The following is a 20,394-nucleotide window of genomic DNA, read 5'->3' as shown; positions in this document are numbered from 1 at the left end:
TATGTTTCATCCATAGGTATGACGTGGTTTCCTCGGAGTAACTAGCCCTCCTTGAAAGTGTCTGTAGGGCGAGCAGTAGAATGATTTTTATGTCAAACACTATGAAAACAATTGCTATGCTACGTTCCCTACCAATTTCTGATCCAGAAGCGCTCATTGAGGCTGAAATGCCCATCCCTGTTCCGGGCGCCCAGGATCTCCTGGTTCGAGTGAAAGCTGTCTCTATCAACCCCGTGGATGTCAAGGTACGCACGGGTGCAGGAGTTCAGCAAGATCCTAAAATTCTTGGTTGGGATGCGGCAGGTATCGTCGAGTCCGTAGGGGAAAATGTGTCTGGTTTTGTCCCTGGCGATGAGGTTTATTATGCTGGTGATCTCACACGCCCAGGTTCAAACGCAGAATATCAGACGGTAGATTACCGTATTGTCGCTAAGAAACCTGCATCGCTGGGGTTCACGGAAGCGGCCGCCATTCCACTTACCGCAATCACTGCGTGGGAAACGCTCTTTGATCATATGGGTCTCACCAAAGATACTTCGGGTAATCTTTTGGTGATTGGAGGGGCAGGCGGAGTCGGTTCTATGGTGATCCAGCTTGCAAAAGCACGAACTTCTCTTCGCGTAATTGCATCAGCCTCACGCCGAGAATCCGTTGAATGGTGCAAGAAGCTGGGAGCGGATGACGTTGTGGATCACAGCAAAGATTTGGGACAGCAAGTTCAGGATCTTGGCGGCGCCGACTACGTTTTCTCTGCATACACTGAACATCGTGAAGAGGATATCGCCTCTGCCATGAATCCACAGAGTCAATTAGTTTTTATTGACGATCCTCAGACTCTTAACATTGGCGCTTTTAAACCTAAGTCGATCTCTGTGACGCCAGAATTTATGTTCACTCGTTCCATGTTTGCAACAGAGGATATGGCGTATCAGTCTGATCTGCTGAGGCAAGTAGCTGACATGATCGACTCGGGACAGATTACGGGTACTCTCACCGAGATCTTAACAGGACTTAGTGTTGAGTCTTTCCGTGAGGGACATCAGAAAGTTGAAAGCTCCCATATGATCGGAAAACTCGTTATTTCTTATTCTTAAACTCCCGTCAACATGAGGAGGGGCTATCGTGCAGACGATAACCCCTCCTCATATATATTCTGCCGCCATGTCGTTGTATCGTACACGTCTTGTGCGTCAAGTACTTCTTGTTTATGAGCCTCAGACCATTGGCGAAGAACTTGTAAAGGCTCAATCATCTTGTTGTAAACGTCAGCGTTATTCTCACAGCATTTTGAAATATCTAGAAGCTTATGCAAACAGGCGTATCGGTCCTTAGCTCTGCAAGCACGAACTCCTCCGAGAGTGGAAAGTTGCAGCGGGAGCGTGGTTTACGCTCCCGCTGCAACTTAGCATTCTGTTTCGCGCTGTGATGATTTAGTCGTCACGCTTGGAGGTCACTGACAGACCGTCCATTGCAACATCCGGGTTCACATCCACCTCTACGGTGTCACCATCGTGGATAGCGCCAGAGAGGATGCCCTTCGCCAGACGGTCGCCGATCTCGCGCTGTACCAGGCGACGCAGCGGGCGGGCACCGAAGGCCGGATCGTACCCTGCCAAGCCCAGCCACTCCAGGGCGGCGGGGGTAACATCCAGGGTCAGGCGGCGGTCGGTCAGACGCTTGCCCATGCCCTGAATCTGCAGGTTCACAATCTGTCCCAGATGCTCGGAAGAGAGCGGCTCGAACATGATGATGTCGTCCAGACGGTTCAGGAACTCGGGACGGAACGCCTGGTGAACCACTTGCATCGCCTTCTCGGTGCGCTCCTCAAACGGCATCTCCTGATCGACCAGGTACTGGGAACCCAGGTTCGAGGTCAGAATCAGAATCACGTTGCGGAAGTCCACGGTGCGACCCTGACCATCGGTCAAACGACCGTCATCAAGCACCTGCAGCAGAATATCGAAGACCTCGGGGTGGGCCTTCTCAACCTCGTCCAGCAGCACCACGGAGTAGGGGCGACGGCGCACGGCCTCGGTCAGCTGACCGCCCTCTTCGTGACCCACGTATCCGGGAGGCGCACCCACCAGGCGGGAAACGCTGTGTTTCTCGCCGTACTCACTCATGTCGATGCGCACTAGGGCGTGCTCGTCGTCAAACTGGAACTCCGCCAGAGCCTTCGCAAGTTCGGTCTTACCCACACCGGTCGGTCCCAGGAACAGGAAGGAACCAATCGGGCGGTTCGGGTCGGAAATTCCGGCGCGGGCGCGGCGAACCGCATCCGCCACAGCAACCACGGCGGCTTCCTGACCGATCAGGCGTTCACCGATGCGTTTCTCCATCTCCAGCAGTTTCTCGGATTCGCCCTGAAGCATGCGCCCGGCGGGAATGCCCGTCCAGGAAGAGATAACCTCGGCGATGTCGTCAGCCGTGACCTCTTCAGAGACCATAGCCTCGCCATGAGCCTCAGTTTCGGCGCGCTGAGCTTCCTCCAGTTCCTTCTCCTTGGCGGGAATTTCGCCGTAGAGCAGGCGGGATGCATCCGCCAGGTTACCCTCACGCTGTGCCACCTCGGCACGCGAGCGCAGCTCGTCGATTTCGCTCTTGAGATCGCCTACGCGGTTCAGACCGGCCTTTTCGGCTTCCCAGCGGGCGTTGAGCGCATCCAGCTGTTCTTTCTTATCAGCCATGTCTTTGCGCAGCGCCGCCAAGCGTTCCTTTGACGCCGGGTCGGTCTCGTTCTTGAGGGCCAGTTCTTCCATAGTCAGACGGTCTACGGCGCGGCGCAGCTGGTCGATTTCCTCGGGGGCCGAGTCGATCTCCATGCGCAGGCGCGATGCGGCCTCATCCACCAGGTCGATCGCCTTATCGGGCAGCTGACGTGAGGGAATGTACCTATTTGAAAGTGCTGCGGCGGCGACTAGGGCGGCATCCGAGATTTGCACCTTATGATGCGCCTCGTAGCGTTCCTTGAGCCCACGCAGAATACCGATAGTGTCATCAACACTAGGCTCACCCACGTACACCTGCTGGAAACGACGTTCCAGAGCGGGATCTTTCTCAATATTCTCGCGGAACTCGTCGAGTGTAGTAGCGCCAATCATGCGCAGCTCGCCGCGTGCCAGCATGGGCTTGAGCATATTGCCCGCGTCCATAGAACCTTCGGATGCGCCCGCACCAACCACGGTGTGCATCTCGTCGATAAAGGTGACGATCTGGCCTTCGGATTTCTTAATTTCTTCGAGCACGGCCTTGAGGCGTTCCTCGAATTCGCCGCGGTATTTAGCGCCCGCAACCATGGATCCCAGGTCAAGGCTGATCAGGGTTTTACCGCGCAGGGATTCGGGAACATCGCCGGAGACCATGCGCTGAGCCAAACCTTCGACCACGGCGGTTTTACCGACGCCGGGTTCACCAATAAGCACGGGGTTGTTCTTGGTCCGCCGTGAGAGCACCTGCACCACGCGGCGGATTTCGGAGTCTCGGCCGATCACGGGGTCGAGCTTGCCTTCGCGGGCGAGCGCGGTCAGGTCGGTACCGTACTTTTCAAGGGCCTGGAAGGTGCCTTCGGGGTCCGGGGTATCCACGGTGCGGTCTCCTCGTACTTGGGGAATGGTCTCTTCGATAACTTTGGCAGTTGCGCCCAGGTTTTCAAGCGCGCGAGCGGTATCGCTATCGCCGCTTGCGATGCCCAGCAGCAGCATTTCGGTGGAAATGTAGGTGTCACCGAATTTCTGAGCGTGGGTCTGCGCGCTCTGAATAGCGGCGAGGGCGCTGCGGCTGAAGTTTGCGTTCTGCACAGATGCGCCAGATGCCTTCGGCAGCTTCTTAATCTCTGCGGATGCGGCTTCCGAGATGGCGTCGATATCGAGCCCTGCGGCCTTGAGAACCGCTACGGCAACGCCTTCTCGCTGATCCATCAGTGCTTTGAGGATGTGCGCAGGTTCGATGCTGGGGTTACCCGCTGTCTGCGCGTTCATATTAGCGGCGGAGAGCGCTTCTTGGCTCTTGGTTGTGAATTTTGCGTCCATAAATCTTATCCTTTCGTGTCTTGTGCGGGGCGCATCCTGCGCCTTCTTTTTACAGCTAACTTGAGTCTACTACACTCAATGTTTGGATGCAAGGGGTTAATGCAGGTTTTCCGGACCAAAATTCGGTACCAAAAAAGGCTCTTGATGTGAATAAAGCGGTGAAAAATACGCTTTATTTACATAAAGAGCCTTTTTTAGTGCGCGGGGGCGAGAATCAGATAGGTCTCAGTCCAAGAAGTCATACGGGCTTTGTTGTCGCGCCTGCTCCTCCAAAACCTCGTCGGTAACACCCTGCTGCATGCGCGCCGAGCGCCTATTGGCATTGAAAGCGATCACGGCGGCGGTAATAGCCATGGCAAAGGTCAAAATTCCGAAGGTATTCCCAAATCCTGCACCGTAGCCCACGTAATCGGCACCCGCGAGCGCACCAATTCCCGATACCGGCACCCCGGCACGGTAATCGGGAATGAACATCCCAAAGAGAAAAGCGAGCACCCAGCAGGCCCACACGGAAAATACGAATCCCCAGGATGCACCAACCCGCAGGTGCTCGCCTCCGTCAACGCGACGATGCGCATCACGAAACATCCACCACGCACCCAGGCACAGAATTACGGCAAGTGCTGGACCGAATGAGATAGCAAAAATGGGCACGAGATCACCGGCGGCACCAAAGAGAGCACGACCTACGGTAATCCAGGCGGCAGAGACGAATGCCATGGGGTATGCGGCGTAGAGGGTTGCAACCTGTATGAGGGCAGGTGTGCGTGCAGCTAATGAGTTTACATGCGGGTGCGATCCGGAGTGCTCTGATTTTTCGTTCACTGTGCCATCTTAAACGGTTTGTGCCCCGGACTGGTACAGCACTCACCATGTCAGCGGGCTTTCCGCGATAAATCCCACATAAACCTAAACTTTAACCAAAAACTTTATTGTTATACTGAGCACATTGGGGGCTTGCGGGTACTCATGCCCCCTAGCGGTAAATAATAGGAGCCTACATGAAAATACTGGTTTTAGGAGCAAGCGGTCGCACCGGAAGCATTTTCACCCGCAAAGCGCTAGAGGAGGGGCACATGGTTACCGCCTATGTGCGCAACCCCGATAAGACGGTGGAGCTTTTGGGGGAACACCAGAACCTCATGATTGTCCCCGGTGCCCTGAACGATTCTGAGCGGCTCGCCACAATTTCTTCCGGACAGGATGTAATGGTTAGCATCCTGGGGCAGAAAGCTACGGTGCGAGAGTTTCTATCCACCACGTTCATGCAGGAGCGCCTGCCGCTCATTATGGATTCGGTAGTGGGTGCGGGTGTGAAGCACTGCGTTATTATGAGCGCCTACGGAGTGGGCGATACGCTGCGGAGCGCATCTTTTTTCATGCGTGTAGGGTGCAAGATCATGATGCGCAGCATTTTTACGGATCGCGCAAAGGCCGACGCGATGGTTGCTAAGTATCAGCCGTATATTTCGCGGGTGCATCCGGGTCTGCTGACAGATAAGCCTGGCAAGGGTGGGGTCAAGGTGTTTGATGTGGCGAGTGTTGCGCGAGTTCCGGGTATCCCAATGATTGCTCGTGAAGATGTTGCTGATGCTCTGCTCAGTATTGCGGGAAACCCACTGAACGCGGGGACAGATTTTCTGGTGACGATTGATGACGTTGTCCTACGGGCTACCTAGAAATGCCCGGTAGGCTTAAACTATGACGAATAATGCTTCTTTTCCCGCCGCAGTTCTTTTCGACCATGACGGCACGCTTGTGGATACCGAGCCGGTGTGGGCTGCCGCGAAGGTTGCTCTGGTGGCTGAGTTCGGCGGCACCTGGACCGAGCAGGACACCCTGGATTGCCTGGGGCTTTCCATGAAATTTACGCTTGACCGCCTGCGCGAACGCGGGGTTGATCTGCCGGATGAGCAGATTAATGAGCGCCTAGTTGCCAAGGTTCGTGAGGCATTGGCGCATCAGCAGGTGGAGTTTCTGCCCGGTATTGAGCGTTTCCTGACCCAAGTGCGTGATGCCCAGATTCCAGCGGCAATTGTTACGAACGCGACTACGTCGATCGCTCAGCGTACAGCCGATGCCGCCCCGGAAGGAACGTTCTCGGTCATTATTGGCAACGATGAGACGACGCATCCGAAGCCAGATCCGCAACCATACCTTTTGGCGGCGCAGCGTTTGGGGGTTGAACCCAGCCGGTGTGTGGCGGTTGAAGATTCGCCATCCGGAGTGCGCAGCGCAACAGCGGCGGGCATGAAGGTGATTGTAGTGCCGGGCGAGCTTGAGGTTCCCGCCGAGCTGGGGAGTACCCGCATGTTACATACCGAGTTAACGTTGGATGCGGTGCGCGCCTTAGGGTAATAGCCGCCCGATTTTCGCGTTCTTCACCGTATTCACAATGATAGTTTGTTGATGGTGCAGGGTTGTGGCGGGGTGTGCTAAGCCTTATCTGGGCTATTTTTTAGCGTTGTCAGAACCGCATCCAAAGCCACCCTTATTATGAGTTACTAAAAATAAACTTGACTCCGGGGTGTAAAAATGATTTACTAAGGATAACGCTTTTGCGGGGAGATAGCGGGTGAGAATCCCCCGCCGTCTACCCCTTGAAGCAGCATCTACGCACTAAAAAGGAGTCTCACATGACATTCGCACAATACACCGCACCCGGTCTTACTCTTGACGAAGGCAAAGAAATTTCCGAGGTTCTGCAGGCTCGTCTGCACGACCTTAACGAACTGCATCTTTCCCTGAAGCACGCACACTGGAACGTAACCGGCCCCGACTTCATCGCCGTGCACGAAATGATTGACCCGCAGGTCGATACCGTTCGCAACTTCGTGGACGACATCGCAGAACGTATGGCAACCCTGGGTGCATCCCCCAACGGTCTCGTCGGTGCACTGGTAGCAGCACGCAACCACGAGGATTACCCCGTAGGCCGCGCTCGCGTGACCGAGCACCTGCACGCCCTCAACGACGTCTACACCCGCGTGATCGAAGACCAGCGCAAGGCTATCGAGTTCGCCGGTAAAGTTGACCCCATTACCGAGGATCTGCTGATCGGTCAGACCGCTGAGCTTGAGAAGTTCCAGTGGTTCGTTCGCGCATTCCTAGAGAATAGCGCAGGCGAAATCAAGTAATCCGCACACAGGATTATAGAACGAAAGGTGCCGTCTCCCCTACGCGGGAGGCGGCACCTTTATTGTCCTAACTATCCCCTGTATTGATTTTCCTCAGGTTTTCTTAACAGCCGTTTCTCACGCTACCTGTAAATTCTTTTTCGCATGAAGAAACGTACCAATGAGGGTACTGGGAAAGATATTTTTCGACGCAGCGAACATAAAAGCACCGGCACCTTTTCCTAGATTTTCGAGGACGAACCCCCTATGCTGGTGAGTTGCACACCAATCTACCCGGGATATCTATGACATCGGCCGAACCGCATAAAACTCAGAGCGAGCATCTTCTCACCGCACAGACTGAGGGGGTTCGCACCGCGTCCGAAGATTCTTCCCCGGTGGCCGGGCACGCACCTGCACGGCACCACCCCGTCGCCCAGCCGAGTGACGCACAGATCCGGCGGTGGCGGCGCTATCTCGCCGATGAAGAATCGGAGGCACGCATCTACCGCTATCTGGCCCAGCGCGCCGAGGGCGAAGAGCGTGAGATTCTGATGCAGGTTGCCGAGGCCGAGAAACGCCATCAACAGCACTGGCGCGATATGCTCGGCGAACATGCTGGCAAGCCCTCACGCCCCTCACTGTCTTCGGCGATTTTGCAGTTCATGGCGAAGCATTTCGGGTCGGTCTTTATTCTGGCAATGGCGCAAATGGCCGAATCCCGCTCCCCCTACGCCGAAGATCCGGATGCCACCGAAGAAATGGCGGCTGACGAGGCTATTCACGAAGAAATCATTCGCGCCCTAGCCACCAGCGGACGCGAAAAACTCTCCGGCAACTTCCGCGCGGCGGTGTTCGGCGCGAACGACGGGCTGGTCTCGAATCTGGCGCTGACGATCGGTATTACGGCCTCGGGCGCATCCAGCTCTATGGTGCTGCTTTCGGGGATTGCCGGGCTGCTCTCGGGTGCGCTTTCTATGGCGGCGGGCGAGTTCGTTTCGGTACGTTCCCAGCGTGAACTTTTGGATGCATCCCAGCCGACCCAGGTGACCCTGCGTGTGGCGAGTGACCTTGATATTGATGCGAACGAGCTTGAGCTCATCTACCGGGCGCGCGGCATGGATGAGGAGGCGGCGCACCACCGCGCGCTGGAACGTTTCGGGTACCTCGACTGCGATTGTGACCCGTCGCTGTCGCACCGTGCGAATGAGGAAGGCGAGGAAGAGAACGTAGCACTGGGGACGGATATTGGTGCGGCGGCGGCATCGTTTAGCTTCTTCGCATCCGGGGCGCTCGTGCCGATTCTGCCCTATATTTTCGGGCTTTCCGGCATCTGGGCGATGCTGCTTTCACTCCTGTTCGTCGCCATGGCGCTGGGTTTCACCGGCGGTATTGTGGGGCTGCTCTCGGGGTCTTCCCCGATGCGCCGCGGGCTGCGCCAAATCCTTATCGGGCTAGGCGCGGCGGGCATCACCTACCTGCTGGGCCTAGCCTTCGGCACCACGCTGGGGTAGGTCTATTCCGTTCCATACTTTCTCTACGCCAGCGGCGTTGCCCCTTTGCGATACACGAAATGCCACGCATATGACGTGGCATCCGGAACTGGCGCATCCAAGCAGTCTTTCAGCTTTAGCTACTTGCATATCAGGTCATCGGCTATACAGCATTGCGCAAAGAGTAACCATAATGGAGAGACTATTCATCTCCAATAGTTCTTTGTTTTATGCTCCCTCGCAAGCCCAATCGAAAAACTCCTGCCATTGACACTCTCCCGATAGTGAAGGGCCGTTGACAGGAGCGAATTATTACTTTGATTATATACGAGACCCCCAGCGGCGCGAGCGTAATACTCGCGCCGCCGGGGGTCTTATTAGCTGCCCGAACCAGGCGAAATGCTACTTGTTGGCGAAGATTTCGCGCATCAGATTAGCGGCTTCGGAGGGGGTCTTGCCGACCTTTACACCAGCAGCCTCCAGGGCCTCTTTCTTCGCCTGAGCGGTACCCGAAGAACCTGAGACGATCGCACCCGCGTGACCCATGGTCTTGCCCTCGGGAGCGGTGAAACCAGCCACGTAACCGACTACGGGCTTGGTGACGTTCGCCTTGATGTACTCGGCGGCACGCTCCTCCGCGTCGCCACCAATCTCACCAATCATCACAATGCCCTCGGTCTCCGGGTCAGCCTCGAAAGCCTCCAGAGCGTCAATATGGGTGGTGCCGATAATCGGGTCGCCGCCAATACCGATAGCGGTGGTGAACCCAATGTCGGCGAGCTCGAACATCATCTGGTAGGTGAGGGTACCCGACTTGGAGACAAGACCGATCTTGCCCTTTCCGGTGATATTCGCCGGGGTAATGCCAACCAGGCACTCCTCAGGGGTGATAATGCCGGGGCAGTTCGGCCCGATAATGCGGGTAATCTGCTTGCCGTTCTCGTCCACCGAAGCTTTCGCGGCAGCCCAGAACTCGGCGGTATCCTGCACCGGAACGCCCTCAGTAATGACGACGACCAGACCGATCTTAGCCTCAATAGCCTCCAGCACGGCGGCTTTGGTGAAGGCGGGCGGCACGAAAACGATCGAAACATTTGCACCGGTTTCGGCAATAGCCTCGGCAACAGTACCGAAAACCTTCAGCTCAACATCGGAGCCGTCCTTTGCCTTGTGGGTAACGGTGGTGCCAGCCTTGCGGGCGTTCACGCCGCCCACAATGTTCGTGCCGGCTGCGAGCATACGAGCGGTGTGCTTGGTGCCTTCGCCGCCGGTGATGCCCTGAACGATGACCTTAGAGTCTTTGTTCACAAAGATAGACATAGTTTTTCCTATAAATCCTTCGGTGGCGATTACGCCTTGTTAGCGAGCTCTGCTGCCTTGTCGGCGCCTGAATCCATGGTGGTTGCCTGCACCACGAGCGGGTGGTTTGCCTCAGTGAGGATGCGGCGACCCTCCTCCACGTTGTTGCCGTCCAGCCGCACCACAAGCGGCTTAGTTGCGGAATCGCCCAGAATCTCAAGCGCCTTCACGATACCCTCAGCCACGGCATCGCACGAGGTGATACCGCCAAAGACGTTCACGAAAACGCTCTTAACCTGTTCATCGCCCAGAATAATCTCAAGGCCCGCAGCCATAACCTCAGCGGATGCGCCGCCACCGATATCGAGGAAGTTGGCGGGCTTCACGTTGCCGTGCTTTTCGCCAGCGTATGCTACCACATCCAGGGTAGACATCACCAGACCGGCGCCGTTACCGACAACGCCAACTTCGCCGTCGAGCTTCACATAGTTCAGGTCGTGCTGCTTAGCCTTAGCTTCCAGCGGGTTTTCGGCGGATTTATCAACAAGCGCCACGTGATCGGGCTGGCGGAATTCCGCGTTATCGTCGAGAGAGACCTTGCCGTCAAGAGCCAGAATATCGCCTTCGGGGGTCTGCACGAGGGGGTTAACCTCAACGAGGGTTGCATCTTCCTTATTGAAGACATCGCCCAGCTTCACGAGAACCTCAACCACCTTGGGTTGCAGTTCAGCAGAGAACCCGGCGGCCTCAACAATCTCCTGTGCCTTAGCGGAATCGATACCCACCAGCGGGTCTACCTCAACCTTGGCGAGAGCCTCGGGGCGTTCAGCGGCGAGCTGCTCAATTTCCATGCCGCCCTCTACCGAGCACATGGCAAGGTACGAGCGGTTTGCACGGTCAAGCAGAATCGAGAAATAGTATTCTTCAGCAATGTCAGCGCCCTGTGCGACCAGCACGCGGTGAACGGTGTGACCCTTGATATCCATACCAAGAATCTGCTGAGCGTACTCGTATGCCTCGTCAGGGTTTTTAGCGAGCTTCACGCCGCCAGCCTTACCGCGGCCACCGGTCTTAACCTGAGCCTTAATGACGGTCAGGCCGCCGATTTCCTCAGCTGCTGCCTTTGCTTCTTCGGGAGTGGTCGCAACAATACCCTTGAGCACGGGTACACCGTGCTTTGCGAAGAGATCGCGCGCCTGGTATTCGAAAAGGTCCACAGGTGTCCTTCTTCGTCGAAGTGATGCCGCCGCATGGGGTGCGACGGCCTGGTCTCATGAGGTTCATACGATGCGCCTTGGCACCCGCGCGGGCGCGCGAAAACGCTTTCGAAATCCTCTCATCTCTACTTTATCGGAATATAGGTTAGTGTGCACTTATGGGTGCACATCAACCCGGTTTTTGTGGGTGGCATCACGTGTTCGGATGCACCCTGCGGATCGAGGGTCTACGAGACTTTCTCCAACGGCGCATACCGCAGCAGCAGCCGCTTCTCTTCGGAGGCAAAACGCACCTTCGCCACGGTCTTATCGCCGGTGCCTTCCAGAGCGAGAACTCGGCCCTCTCCAAACTTGGTGTGGCGCACCGTATCGCCCACCTTCAGCTGCGGAATTTCCTTGCCTTGATGCACCCGCGAACGGTTGCGCACCGCTCCGGATGCGCTGGCTGCGGCCGCCAAACCGTAGCTAGCCGAACCATTGACCTCAGCGGTTGATGGTTCACGGTTCGCTCGGGTGCGGGATTCATCGTATCCTGTGCCGTAGCCGCCCGTGCTGCGCCCGTCTAACCCGCGCCCATCAGCATTGCGCCCACCGCCGGAGCTGTATCCGCTCGCCCCGCGATAGCCGCCCTGCCCGTAGCCTCCATACCCGCTGGCACCGTTGGCGTATGCGCCCATCCCGGAGGCACCAAACCCGGCAAAACCGCCCAGGCGGCGCCACTCGATCAGCTCCTCGGGAATCTCTTCCAGGAAGGGTGAAGGCGGGTTGAACTGGCTCTTGCCCCACATCGTGCGGGTCTCAGAGCGGGTGATATAGAGCCGCTGCATCGCGCGCGTGAGCCCCACGTAGGCAAGGCGGCGTTCCTCGCTCATCTCACCCTCGTCGGTCAGCGCCCGCTGATGCGGAAACAGCCCATGTTCCAGCCCGGTCAGGAAAACAACCGGGAACTCCAGGCCTTTGGCGGTGTGCAGGGTCATCAGGGTGATCATGCCTTGTGCCTTCGCTTCTGCGGCCTCAGCAGCAATCTGCGCGGCGGACGGGGTCTGCCCGTCGGCGGAGGCACCCCGGGACGGAATCGAGTCGGCATCCGCCACCAGCGAGACATGCTCTAAGAACTGTTCTAAGTCCGCGCCGGGGTTCTCCGCCTCAAACTCGACCATCGCATCCAGCAGCTCCGAGAGGTTTTCCACCCGGGATTCGTCCTGAATATCCTTAGATTCGCGCAGGGCGGCGAGATAGCCGGACTGTTCGAGTACCGCCTCTAGGGTTGTGGCGGCTGATTCAGTGCGCGCAATCTGGGCGAGGTCGTCCATGAGCTTGACGAACTGAGCATACTTTTTCACGGCGGCAGCGCCCAAACCCGGCACACTCCCCGGCTCGGCAGCAGCGGCACGGGCGGCGGCGAAGAAAGAAATTCGCTGTGCCGATGCGTGATCGGCAACCACGGTCTCAGATTTCGCACCGATACCGCGTTTAGGTTCGTTGAGAATACGCCGCACGCTTACGTCGTCGTCCGGGTTTAAGAGGGCGCGCAGGTAGGCGAGCGCATCCTTAATTTCTTTGCGCTCATAGAACCGGGTGCCGCCGACCACGCGGTACGGCAGTCCGGCGCGCATCAGCAGTTCTTCAAGGGCGCGGGATTGAGCATTGGTGCGGTAGAAAATCGCCACATCCGAGGGTTTGATGCCGTGTTCATCGGCAAGCCGGTCTATTTCTTGGGCAATGTAGCGTGCCTCCGCATGTTCGGATTCAGCGACGTACCCCACGATTTTGGTGCCCTCCCCCGATGCCGTCCACAGCTTCTTGGGGCGGCGGTTGGGGTTGCGTTCAATCACGGCATTCGCGGCAGAGAGAATGTTCTGTGTGGAACGATAGTTCTGTTCCAGCAGAATAATGTGCGCATTGGGGTAGTCGCTCTCGAAATCCGTAATATTGCGAATGTCAGCGCCGCGGAAGGCGTAAATCGACTGGTCTGAGTCGCCCACGACGGTCAGTTCGCCGGGCGGCGGAGCATCCGGGTACGGCCCCTGTTCGCGAGTATTTCCCTGCGGATGCGCCCCCACCAACTCCCGCACGAGCGCATACTGGGCGTGGTTGGTGTCTTGATACTCGTCCACCAGAATATGCCGGAATTTACGGCGATAATAGTTTGCGATTTCGGGGAACTTCTTGAGCAAAAACACGGTTTTGCCAATGAGGTCGTCAAAGTCGAGGGAGTTCGCGGCGCGAAGGCGCTGAGTGTAGACGGTGTAAATCTGCGCGATAGTCTTTTCCCACGGGTTGTTCGCGGCTGCCGCACTGTATTCTTCGGCGCTCACCAGCTCGTTTTTGAGGGCGGAGATCCTGTGCCCTACAGCCTTGGGGGCAAACTTTTTGGTATCAAGGTTCAGCTCTTTGATAATGAGCGTGAGCAGGCGCTGCGAATCCGCCGAATCGTAGATCGTGAAGGTCGATTTGAGCCCGAGCGCCTTGGCTTCTCGGCGCAGCACGCGCACGCAGAAGCTGTGGAAGGTGGAAATCCACATGTGCTGTGCACGCGGGCCGATCAGCGCTTGGATGCGCTCACGCATTTCCGCCGCAGCCTTGTTCGTGAAGGTGATGGCGAGAATCTGCCCGGGGGTTGCCCGCCCGGTTGCGAGCAGATGGGCGATGCGGTGCGTCAGCACGCGGGTTTTACCAGACCCAGCCCCGGCGACGATCAAAAGGGGTGAACCGGCGTGTAAAACAGCTTCGCGCTGCCGGTCGTTAAGCCCGTCGATCAGGGTTGCGGGGTCGATGGTGCTGAGCGAATAGGTGCGCTCCCCGTAAGGGTCTTCGGGGTTGTACTCGCTTCCGTACCCGCCCACTCGGTAGGCGGGCGGCATGAACTCGCCGAGCGCATCCTCATGGGCGGTGACGGTTTGGGCATTCACCGCTTCAGGGTTGAGCTCTGGCATAAAAGATTCGTGGGCGAAGGGGTCTTCTTCCGGTGCGGAACTAGCTTCCGGCGGAATATGGGCATCATATTCGGGATCGTAGGGCGGCTGCGTGTTTTCGAGATCGGCAAAGAGGGTATCTGCGGCAGGATCAACGCCGGATGCGGAGTTGGTGGGTTCGCTCATGATCTACCTCGCTGCCTAGAATACACGTTCGATATTCCATGCTACCGTATTTGCCCTCTCGCTCCCACCCATCGCGCCCGTTTGCCGCGCATAATTCGCTCTTAGCGGTACCCCACCGCGCGGTGCACCCATGTTACGATGACCGGATGGATCAGGTCATCACTCCCGCTATTTGGTGCGACGGCACCGCCGACGAAGCAGCACAGTTCTACACTGATATTTTTCGCGATGCATCCATTGCCGAGCAGGCGCCTGGGATTGTGACGACGGTCAGCATCCACGGTTTCAGGCTCTCGCTCATCAACGGCGGTAACCAATATGCCCCGAACCCGTCGATCAGCTGCATTCTGAACTTTGATCCGCTCTTATTCGGCGGAGAGGAACAGGCCCGAACCTACCTTGATGAGCTCTATGAGCGGCTCAGCACCGGCGGCGTACTTATGGAGCTGGGTGAGTACCCCTTCTCCCCGCGCTACGCTTGGGTTCGTGACCGTTTCGGCATGACCTGGCAGCTCATGCTCACCGACCCGGACGGCGATCCGCGCCCCTTTGTTATCCCGTCCTTCATGTTCGGCGGTACTAATCACGCTCATGCCGAGGAAGCCACAGACGCTTGGATCGCCCTGTTTGATAACGCCCGCCGCGGTGCTCTGTACCGTTACGAGGAAGGCGGACCGCTGGATGCGGGTACGGTCATGTTCACCGACTTTACCCTGCGCGGCACCTGGATAGCAGCCACGGACTCTGGGACCTTCCACGATTTCACCTTCACGCCCGGAGTCTCCATGATCGTCTCCTGCCGCGACCAAGAAGAGATCGACCGCTACTGGGCGGGGCTCTCTGCTGTGCCCGAGGCCGAGCGCTGCGGCTGGTGCGTCGACCGCTGGGGTGTCTCGTGGCAGGTCGTCCCCCACAACATCGCCGAGCTCATGGCCGACGCCGCCACACGCGATAAGATCCTGCACATGGGCAAGATCGACTTGGCCAAGCTATAGGGTACTGACATCATCTGACCCCACTGTGAGGACTCCTCAGTAAATAGTAAAAGGAATTTCCACCATGAAACCCCTTGGCGTAATCGGTGGTATAAGTTCCGAAAGTAATACCCTGTACTATCAGATTATTACGGTTGATTCCTCCTATGTTTTATTATGTGAGCTCAGTGTTGAAGATGAGATTCATACGTTCTCGAAACACAAAATATGAGCTGAAAAATAAGTTAGGAAAAACATGAACTGTGTTGTTCGTTGGGCAGATATAAAGCACGAATGGGAACCATTTGAGAATGTTTTCTGCGGCAGCGATTGGCCATTCCATCTTGAACATAAAGTATCGCATGAGAGCCTCATACGCCGGTTTGAAGAGCAGGAATTCTCGGAACCTAATAACCGTGTTGCCTTTATTCACAACGATGGAGAGCACGTCGGTATTGCCATAGTGCACGGACTGCAAGATTCCACAGCAGAAATAGATATGCGTATGGCAGCGAAATATAGAAATCAAGGGCTCGGGAGTATTGCGCTCATTAAGCTAACTGACCTTATTTTTGAATCCAAATGCTCCATTATCCGCGTTGAGGGCAATACACGAAGCGACAATATTGCTATGCGTCGTGCTTTTAACTCTGCAGGTTGGGTTCACGAGGCGCATTATCGAGAAGCTGGAGTTACCGTTCAGGGTATCAGGTGCGATGTCATGGGATATGCGGTGATCCGTAGTGACTGGGAAAGCGGAGAGAGGACAATTGCGAGTCTGGGTGAGTAATACGCGCAAGTAAAGAAAACTAGGTATGGTATGTCAGGATATAACCGACTTTGCGACTGTCAGTTTCCGGTAGCAAATAAGCAATGTCGCGCGGCAGAAGATCAAGAAGCCTGCCCCGCATATAATCCCATTCTTTTGGTAAAGGCCCCACGCTGACACAACCAGTCGCTCTGCGCAATAATGGAAGGTATGGGTCTATCACAAGGTCAGAAGAAACGCCTGTACGGCGAGCAGGCGCAGCAGGGACAGAACCGACCGCAGTCCGGGCGAAAACCCCAAGAGCATAAAATTCATGAGCTCAAACAGGTCATGGATGACCGTGCCGTGCGCGCGAACGCACCCGCCGAACAGCAGCGTTCGAAGACCTTTCTGTACGTGGCAGTCACGATTTCCCTGCTGCTGGGCGCCTATGTGGCGTTCTGGGTGCTGCCAAGCTACGGCAGGCTGGCGAACGCCCAAGTCCCCGACCTCTCCCCCGTCACCTCAACCGAAGCCCTATCCGCCTTCGCCTCCGGACTGGGCGACAATCTAGGTGCCTACACGTATGCGCATCGTTCGGTGGGCATAGTTTTTGCGCTCTTTTTTGGGCTTTCGCTGGCGTTTCTGGCGTACACGTCACGCCTGTCAAAGGTGCTACGGGCACTGTTCACGGCGGCTCCGGTGGGCTACCTGCTCGTGCACATTGCCACGATTTTTATGCTGGATGCGGCGCTCGCCGACCCCGCGCATCAGCCCGGCGCTCTGAACGTGCTGTTACCTGTGGATTGGGCGCTGCTGCTTCTGTCTCTGGCGGGTATCGCATACCAGCTGGTGCGCAGCATTAAGGATGCGGCCTCCATCTTTATCGCGGGCGGGCCAAACGCCAAGGCAGACGGTAAACCCGAAGAATAACTCCCCCTCGTCTTCACTGTATGAAAAAGGAACCCTAATTCACGATTAGGGTTCCTTTTTTATAGAGGGCTCACGCAGAACCCCGCGCGGAAGACGAGATCAGCGTTGGCTAAACTTTTGACGAAGCTGATGGACTACTTGTGCTCTCCTCACCTTCCTCTTTAATCTGGGTAACGACCCCTAGAACCTCCCACACACCATGCTTGTACTCGGCAAGCAGACGTCCCGTAAACTTTTTGGTAACTTTAGCGCCGCCGGGCACAAGTTCTTCTGCGTTACCGTCATTGACCTCAAACGCACCATAGTCAACAGAAAAAGTGCGGTCCCACGAGTAGTACTCACCCTCAGAATCTGGCACTTCGGTATCTAGGGTGTATGTGAATTTAGCGTTATCAACCCACCGTTTACCGTTGCGTACTTTTTCGAGCTTTTCTTTGGTCTCTGGGTCTAAATAATAGTTCTGCTCCACTTTATCCATGTTGCTTTGCTGGATCAGAGAATAATCACCCGTATTAATCGCATACTCAACCGCCGCCACCGCGTAGGCAATACTGTCTCTCAGTCCTTTAGCGGATTTTTCGTTCATAGTCGACGGTTTCTTGGGTTTGGGGGTGTTTCTCTGAGCGTGTTCCTTGGTGGCGGGCTCAAAGGTACCCGACTTCTCGTATTCGAGCACGGATTCAAAGTTAATATCGCCCTTGTAGCTGCCGCTCATATCGATACTCGGGCTCGGGCTTGACGACGCTGAACGTGATGCCGACGAACTGGAGCTTGAAGAACTCGACGAGGAACTAGAGCTCGACGAGCTGGAAGAAGACGATGAACTAGAGGATGCGGGCGACGTCGCCTCAATCCCATTCACCTTAGGGGCACATGCAGATAAAAATACGGCACCGGCGCTAGAGCCCAGAACCAGTAAGGCGGTTCGGCGATCGAACAGAGAAGACATGAGTAGAGTTCTCCTTATCGGAAGTGTAGGACAAATCGGTATATGTTTAAGTTTAGGCTTGCACTGCCCCTTTGCGCAGCACAGTGCACAAGTTCCCGTCATCATCAGCAATACTCGTCGCACAGGAGTATAGAGCAGTACAGCACGCACATTAGGTAGTCCGAAAGGATCAACAGAGTCCTTCGGAGATAAATACCTTTACAGAGGCAAGGGCACTTACGTTTTAGCTCTTAGACTTCGGTTGATTGGCAACCGCGCTGGTTATCCAAGCTCCGTTAATATACTGCGCCGTCAGATTACCTATAAATTTATCGCGATATATCATGTCGTGGTCTTCGTCTGAAGGGTACTCAACCTTGCCGTCAACAACCTCGAACTTACCGTACTCAACGATAAATTCACGATCCCATATGTATTCGCCATCGCCTTCAAGCCGGGGACTCTCTTCGGTGAGCGTATACTCGATCGTAATATTATCCGGCCAGAATGTGCCTTCGCGGGTTTTATCGAGTCTTTCCTTCTCTTCCCTCAAGAAGTAATTGCGTTCTGGTTCCGACATAGAGCTTTGCTCCAGCAGGGAGTAATCCCCCGTGTTATAGGCGTATTGCGTTGCGGCAACCGCAAACGCGATGCTCAGGTGGAGGCCTTTGAGCGACTTCTCATCCGCACCGGCAGGTTTCTTGGGTTTAGGAACATTTTTTGCCGGATGCTCCTTCGTAGCGGGCTCATATGTACCGGATTTCTCGTATTCCAGAACGGACTCAAAATTAATTTTTCCGCCATAGCTGCCGCTCATATCAATATCGGTTGCACCAGACTGCGATGGTGAGGACTCTGGGCTTGATGCTTCAGAAGCTGACGAGGAACTGGCCGAGGCTGAACTCGACGATGAAGAGCTTGAACTTGAAGAGGCACTCGGCGATACATCAGACGACGATGCGCTCCCCGACCCGGAGCTTTCAGCGGTGGAATTACCACCGCACGCGCTCAGTAGTGCCGCACCGGCTCCGGTTCCGAACACGAACAATGCATTTCTGCGGGTAAAAATAGAAGACATCATTGCCTCTCATAGATATGTATGGGTGTTTATCGGTCACTTTCAGAATAAGCGTATAGGGCTGCCTACTTCAGGATTTGCGGCAAAATGTTATGGAATCTTTATGTTCTACACGCCGCATAAAGATGCTCCCGACCATCGAATGATCAGGAGCATCCTGTCAAAGAACAGCGCAGATTCGTTAGCGCTTCATCAATCTCTTAGGAGGAAGAATCCTTCTTCTCACCGTTGAAGAATCCGCTAAGAACCCATGCGCCGTTAGTGTATTTTCCGGTGATCGCTCCCCGGTAGTATTCCGAGGCAGGTTTATCGTCCGGCTTTGGCGTTGATGAGTACGAGGTATCGTGCACCTGGCCGTTACTTACGTAGTAACCACCGCGGCTAACAGTCAGTTTATAGTCCCAGGTGTATTCGCTCCCATTCTGTTGAGGCTGCGGGTCCAAGAAGGTGTACTTGTAGCTTGGATCATTTTCCCAGTAGGTGTGGTTACGAATATCTTCTAAAGGATGCTCCCGCGCGAACTGTTCCTGCTCGCTTTCGGTCATCCCTGACATCCGCACATAGGTATCGTCCCCCATATTCAGGGCATAGTCGATAGCTGCAATAGCATACGCCAAGCTGTAATAGAATCCTTCGGTGGATTCCAGGTTCATATTATCCGGCTTCTTGGGCCTTTTCAGGTTCCGAGCCGGGTGTTCCTTTGTAGCAGTCTCACTCACGCCTGCGCTCTCGTAGCTGTCATAATCCAGCCTCGGTTCACCACTCCAATCGGAGCGGGCGCTCGTGCTGGATGATGAGCTTGAGCTTGACGAGCTGGAGGAGCTCGAACTTGCTGGGCTTGAGGAACTTGAACTCGACGATGAGCTTGATGAAGAACTAGACTGTGCGGGACTTGGCGATGCAGAACTAGAAGATGATTCAGCGGATCCTTGACCGCCCGTCACCGAGTTACCACAGGCAGAAAGGAAGGCGGTACCGGCGCCAAGACCCAGCACCCCCAAGACCGCACGACGGTTCACAATAGAGGACATAGAGACCAGTCTCCTTTCAGACATCAATGTTCAACCGGTCACTTCTAGCATAGAATTATGTCTGAGCTCACTCCAGCAACCTCATGTGTGATATTAATAATATCTAAAACACTACCTTATAGTTCTACTAACTTGTAATAGATATTGAATGTATATTCTGAATGATTTGTTCCAGCTATATTAAACACCGTACAAGCAAGTCTATACTTCGGTGTTCTGCACCCTCAACACGGGCAACGGCGCCCTGCAGATAAAATAAAACCCGCTTGATGCTCCTCCGCGAGGAAGCTGCATCAAGCAGGTTCGCTACCCGTGCCCCCGAGACGATTCGAACGTCCGACACCTTCTTTAGGAGAGAAGTGCTCTATCCCCTGAGCTACGGGGGCAACTCGTTCCATTATACGGGCATCACACAGGTTTTAGCATCTTACACGCCCCTAGAATAGAC

Annotated in this window: 16 protein-coding genes and 1 tRNA gene; 8 read left to right on the top strand and 9 right to left on the bottom strand. The window is 55.6% G+C overall.

Annotated features, from left to right (window positions below; translation table 11 throughout):
• Nucleotides 1–89: 89 nt before the first annotated feature.
• Nucleotides 90–1,094, top strand: coding sequence for a zinc-binding alcohol dehydrogenase family protein (locus HMPREF2609_RS05365; RefSeq protein ID WP_246824260.1), 1,005 nt, complete (start codon nt 90–92; stop codon nt 1,092–1,094).
• A gap of 336 nt (nt 1,095–1,430) precedes the next feature.
• On the opposite strand, the gene clpB is transcribed toward HMPREF2609_RS05365, so the two are convergent.
• The gene (clpB, locus tag HMPREF2609_RS05360; protein WP_013397814.1) at nt 1,431–4,028 is read right to left on the bottom strand and encodes an ATP-dependent chaperone ClpB; all 2,598 of its coding nucleotides are present in this window, start codon (nt 4,026–4,028) and stop codon (nt 1,431–1,433) included.
• A gap of 225 nt (nt 4,029–4,253) precedes the next feature.
• Nucleotides 4,254–4,853, bottom strand: a complete 600-nt coding sequence (locus HMPREF2609_RS05355; protein WP_070535414.1) for a hypothetical protein — start codon at nt 4,851–4,853, stop codon at nt 4,254–4,256.
• 176 nt (nt 4,854–5,029) lie between these two features.
• Here HMPREF2609_RS05355 and HMPREF2609_RS05350 point away from each other — a divergent pair, with 176 nt between their 5' ends.
• The 4 genes from HMPREF2609_RS05350 to HMPREF2609_RS05335 all read left to right on the top strand — a co-directional run bounded on the left by HMPREF2609_RS05350 (nt 5,030) and on the right by HMPREF2609_RS05335 (nt 8,658).
• Nucleotides 5,030–5,707 (top strand): NAD(P)-dependent oxidoreductase, encoded by a 678-nt coding sequence (locus tag HMPREF2609_RS05350; protein ID WP_070535412.1) that lies wholly within the window; start codon nt 5,030–5,032, stop codon nt 5,705–5,707.
• 22 nt (nt 5,708–5,729) lie between these two features.
• A complete protein-coding gene (locus tag HMPREF2609_RS05345) occupies nt 5,730–6,386 on the top strand; it encodes an HAD family hydrolase (RefSeq protein WP_070535410.1) in 657 nt (218 codons plus the stop codon).
• A 278-nt stretch (nt 6,387–6,664) separates the two neighbouring features.
• Entirely contained in the window at nt 6,665–7,165 is a 501-nt protein-coding gene (locus HMPREF2609_RS05340) for a Dps family protein (RefSeq protein WP_070535408.1), read from the top strand.
• A 284-nt stretch (nt 7,166–7,449) separates the two neighbouring features.
• The gene (locus HMPREF2609_RS05335; protein WP_070535406.1) at nt 7,450–8,658 is read left to right on the top strand and encodes a VIT1/CCC1 transporter family protein; all 1,209 of its coding nucleotides are present in this window, start codon (nt 7,450–7,452) and stop codon (nt 8,656–8,658) included.
• A 381-nt stretch (nt 8,659–9,039) separates the two neighbouring features.
• On the opposite strand, the gene sucD is transcribed toward HMPREF2609_RS05335, so the two are convergent.
• The 3 genes from sucD to HMPREF2609_RS05320 form a co-directional block, all read right to left on the bottom strand.
• Nucleotides 9,040–9,957: a succinate--CoA ligase subunit alpha gene (sucD, locus tag HMPREF2609_RS05330; protein ID WP_037236873.1), complete on the bottom strand. Its 918-nt coding sequence runs from the start codon at nt 9,955–9,957 to the stop codon at nt 9,040–9,042.
• 29 nt (nt 9,958–9,986) lie between these two features.
• On the bottom strand, nt 9,987–11,153 hold the full coding sequence (sucC, locus tag HMPREF2609_RS05325; RefSeq protein ID WP_070535404.1) for an ADP-forming succinate--CoA ligase subunit beta: 1,167 nt from the start codon (nt 11,151–11,153) through the stop codon (nt 9,987–9,989).
• 227 nt (nt 11,154–11,380) lie between these two features.
• Nucleotides 11,381–14,254 (bottom strand): ATP-dependent helicase, encoded by a 2,874-nt coding sequence (locus tag HMPREF2609_RS05320; RefSeq protein WP_070535402.1) that lies wholly within the window; start codon nt 14,252–14,254, stop codon nt 11,381–11,383.
• 146 nt (nt 14,255–14,400) lie between these two features.
• Between HMPREF2609_RS05320 and HMPREF2609_RS05315 the strand changes: the two genes are divergently transcribed.
• From HMPREF2609_RS05315 to HMPREF2609_RS05305, 3 genes are all read left to right on the top strand, one after another.
• Entirely contained in the window at nt 14,401–15,249 is an 849-nt protein-coding gene (locus tag HMPREF2609_RS05315; RefSeq protein WP_070535400.1) for a VOC family protein, read from the top strand.
• A 235-nt stretch (nt 15,250–15,484) separates the two neighbouring features.
• Nucleotides 15,485–16,018, top strand: a complete 534-nt coding sequence (locus tag HMPREF2609_RS05310; protein WP_070535398.1) for a GNAT family N-acetyltransferase — start codon at nt 15,485–15,487, stop codon at nt 16,016–16,018.
• A gap of 189 nt (nt 16,019–16,207) precedes the next feature.
• Complete coding sequence (locus HMPREF2609_RS05305) at nt 16,208–16,909, top strand: TANK-binding kinase 1-binding protein (TBK1-binding protein 1) (RefSeq protein ID WP_246825581.1); 702 nt, start codon at nt 16,208–16,210, stop codon at nt 16,907–16,909.
• Nucleotides 16,910–17,018: 109 nt separating this feature from the next.
• On the opposite strand, the gene HMPREF2609_RS05300 is transcribed toward HMPREF2609_RS05305, so the two are convergent.
• The 4 genes from HMPREF2609_RS05300 to HMPREF2609_RS05285 all read right to left on the bottom strand — a co-directional run bounded on the left by HMPREF2609_RS05300 (nt 17,019) and on the right by HMPREF2609_RS05285 (nt 20,332).
• Entirely contained in the window at nt 17,019–17,858 is an 840-nt protein-coding gene (locus HMPREF2609_RS05300; protein WP_048754128.1) for a DUF6318 family protein, read from the bottom strand.
• A 223-nt stretch (nt 17,859–18,081) separates the two neighbouring features.
• Entirely contained in the window at nt 18,082–18,918 is an 837-nt protein-coding gene (locus HMPREF2609_RS05295; RefSeq protein WP_246824259.1) for a DUF6318 family protein, read from the bottom strand.
• Between the two features lie 197 nt (nt 18,919–19,115).
• Entirely contained in the window at nt 19,116–19,946 is an 831-nt protein-coding gene (locus tag HMPREF2609_RS10920) for a DUF6318 family protein (RefSeq protein ID WP_065425141.1), read from the bottom strand.
• 313 nt (nt 19,947–20,259) lie between these two features.
• Nucleotides 20,260–20,332, bottom strand: a tRNA-Arg gene (locus tag HMPREF2609_RS05285).
• Nucleotides 20,333–20,394: the final 62 nt, after the last annotated feature.

It is taken from the genome of Rothia sp. HMSC058E10 (genome assembly GCF_001809415.1).
Taxonomy (GTDB): domain Bacteria; phylum Actinomycetota; class Actinomycetes; order Actinomycetales; family Micrococcaceae; genus Rothia; species Rothia dentocariosa.
The sequence above is the reverse complement of the archived record's forward strand: the minus strand, read 5'-3'. Positions and strand labels throughout refer to the sequence as shown.

Excerpts from the sequence above, each read along its gene's own strand:
- HMPREF2609_RS05365 (WP_246824260.1), top strand. The coding sequence starts at position 90 with ATGTCAAACACTATGAAAACAATTGCTATGCTACGTTCCCTACCAATT.
- clpB (WP_013397814.1), bottom strand. The coding sequence starts at position 4,028 with ATGGACGCAAAATTCACAACCAAGAGCCAAGAAGCGCTCTCCGCCGCT.
- HMPREF2609_RS05350 (WP_070535412.1), top strand. The coding sequence starts at position 5,030 with ATGAAAATACTGGTTTTAGGAGCAAGCGGTCGCACCGGAAGCATTTTC.
- HMPREF2609_RS05345 (WP_070535410.1), top strand. The coding sequence starts at position 5,730 with ATGACGAATAATGCTTCTTTTCCCGCCGCAGTTCTTTTCGACCATGAC.
- HMPREF2609_RS05340 (WP_070535408.1), top strand. The coding sequence starts at position 6,665 with ATGACATTCGCACAATACACCGCACCCGGTCTTACTCTTGACGAAGGC.
- HMPREF2609_RS05335 (WP_070535406.1), top strand. The coding sequence starts at position 7,450 with ATGACATCGGCCGAACCGCATAAAACTCAGAGCGAGCATCTTCTCACC.
- sucD (WP_037236873.1), bottom strand. The coding sequence starts at position 9,957 with ATGTCTATCTTTGTGAACAAAGACTCTAAGGTCATCGTTCAGGGCATC.
- HMPREF2609_RS05320 (WP_070535402.1), bottom strand. The coding sequence starts at position 14,254 with ATGAGCGAACCCACCAACTCCGCATCCGGCGTTGATCCTGCCGCAGAT.
- HMPREF2609_RS05315 (WP_070535400.1), top strand. The coding sequence starts at position 14,401 with ATGGATCAGGTCATCACTCCCGCTATTTGGTGCGACGGCACCGCCGAC.
- HMPREF2609_RS05310 (WP_070535398.1), top strand. The coding sequence starts at position 15,485 with ATGAACTGTGTTGTTCGTTGGGCAGATATAAAGCACGAATGGGAACCA.
- HMPREF2609_RS05305 (WP_246825581.1), top strand. The coding sequence starts at position 16,208 with ATGGGTCTATCACAAGGTCAGAAGAAACGCCTGTACGGCGAGCAGGCG.
- HMPREF2609_RS05300 (WP_048754128.1), bottom strand. The coding sequence starts at position 17,858 with ATGTCTTCTCTGTTCGATCGCCGAACCGCCTTACTGGTTCTGGGCTCT.
- HMPREF2609_RS05295 (WP_246824259.1), bottom strand. The coding sequence starts at position 18,918 with ATGATGTCTTCTATTTTTACCCGCAGAAATGCATTGTTCGTGTTCGGA.
- HMPREF2609_RS10920 (WP_065425141.1), bottom strand. The coding sequence starts at position 19,946 with ATGTCCTCTATTGTGAACCGTCGTGCGGTCTTGGGGGTGCTGGGTCTT.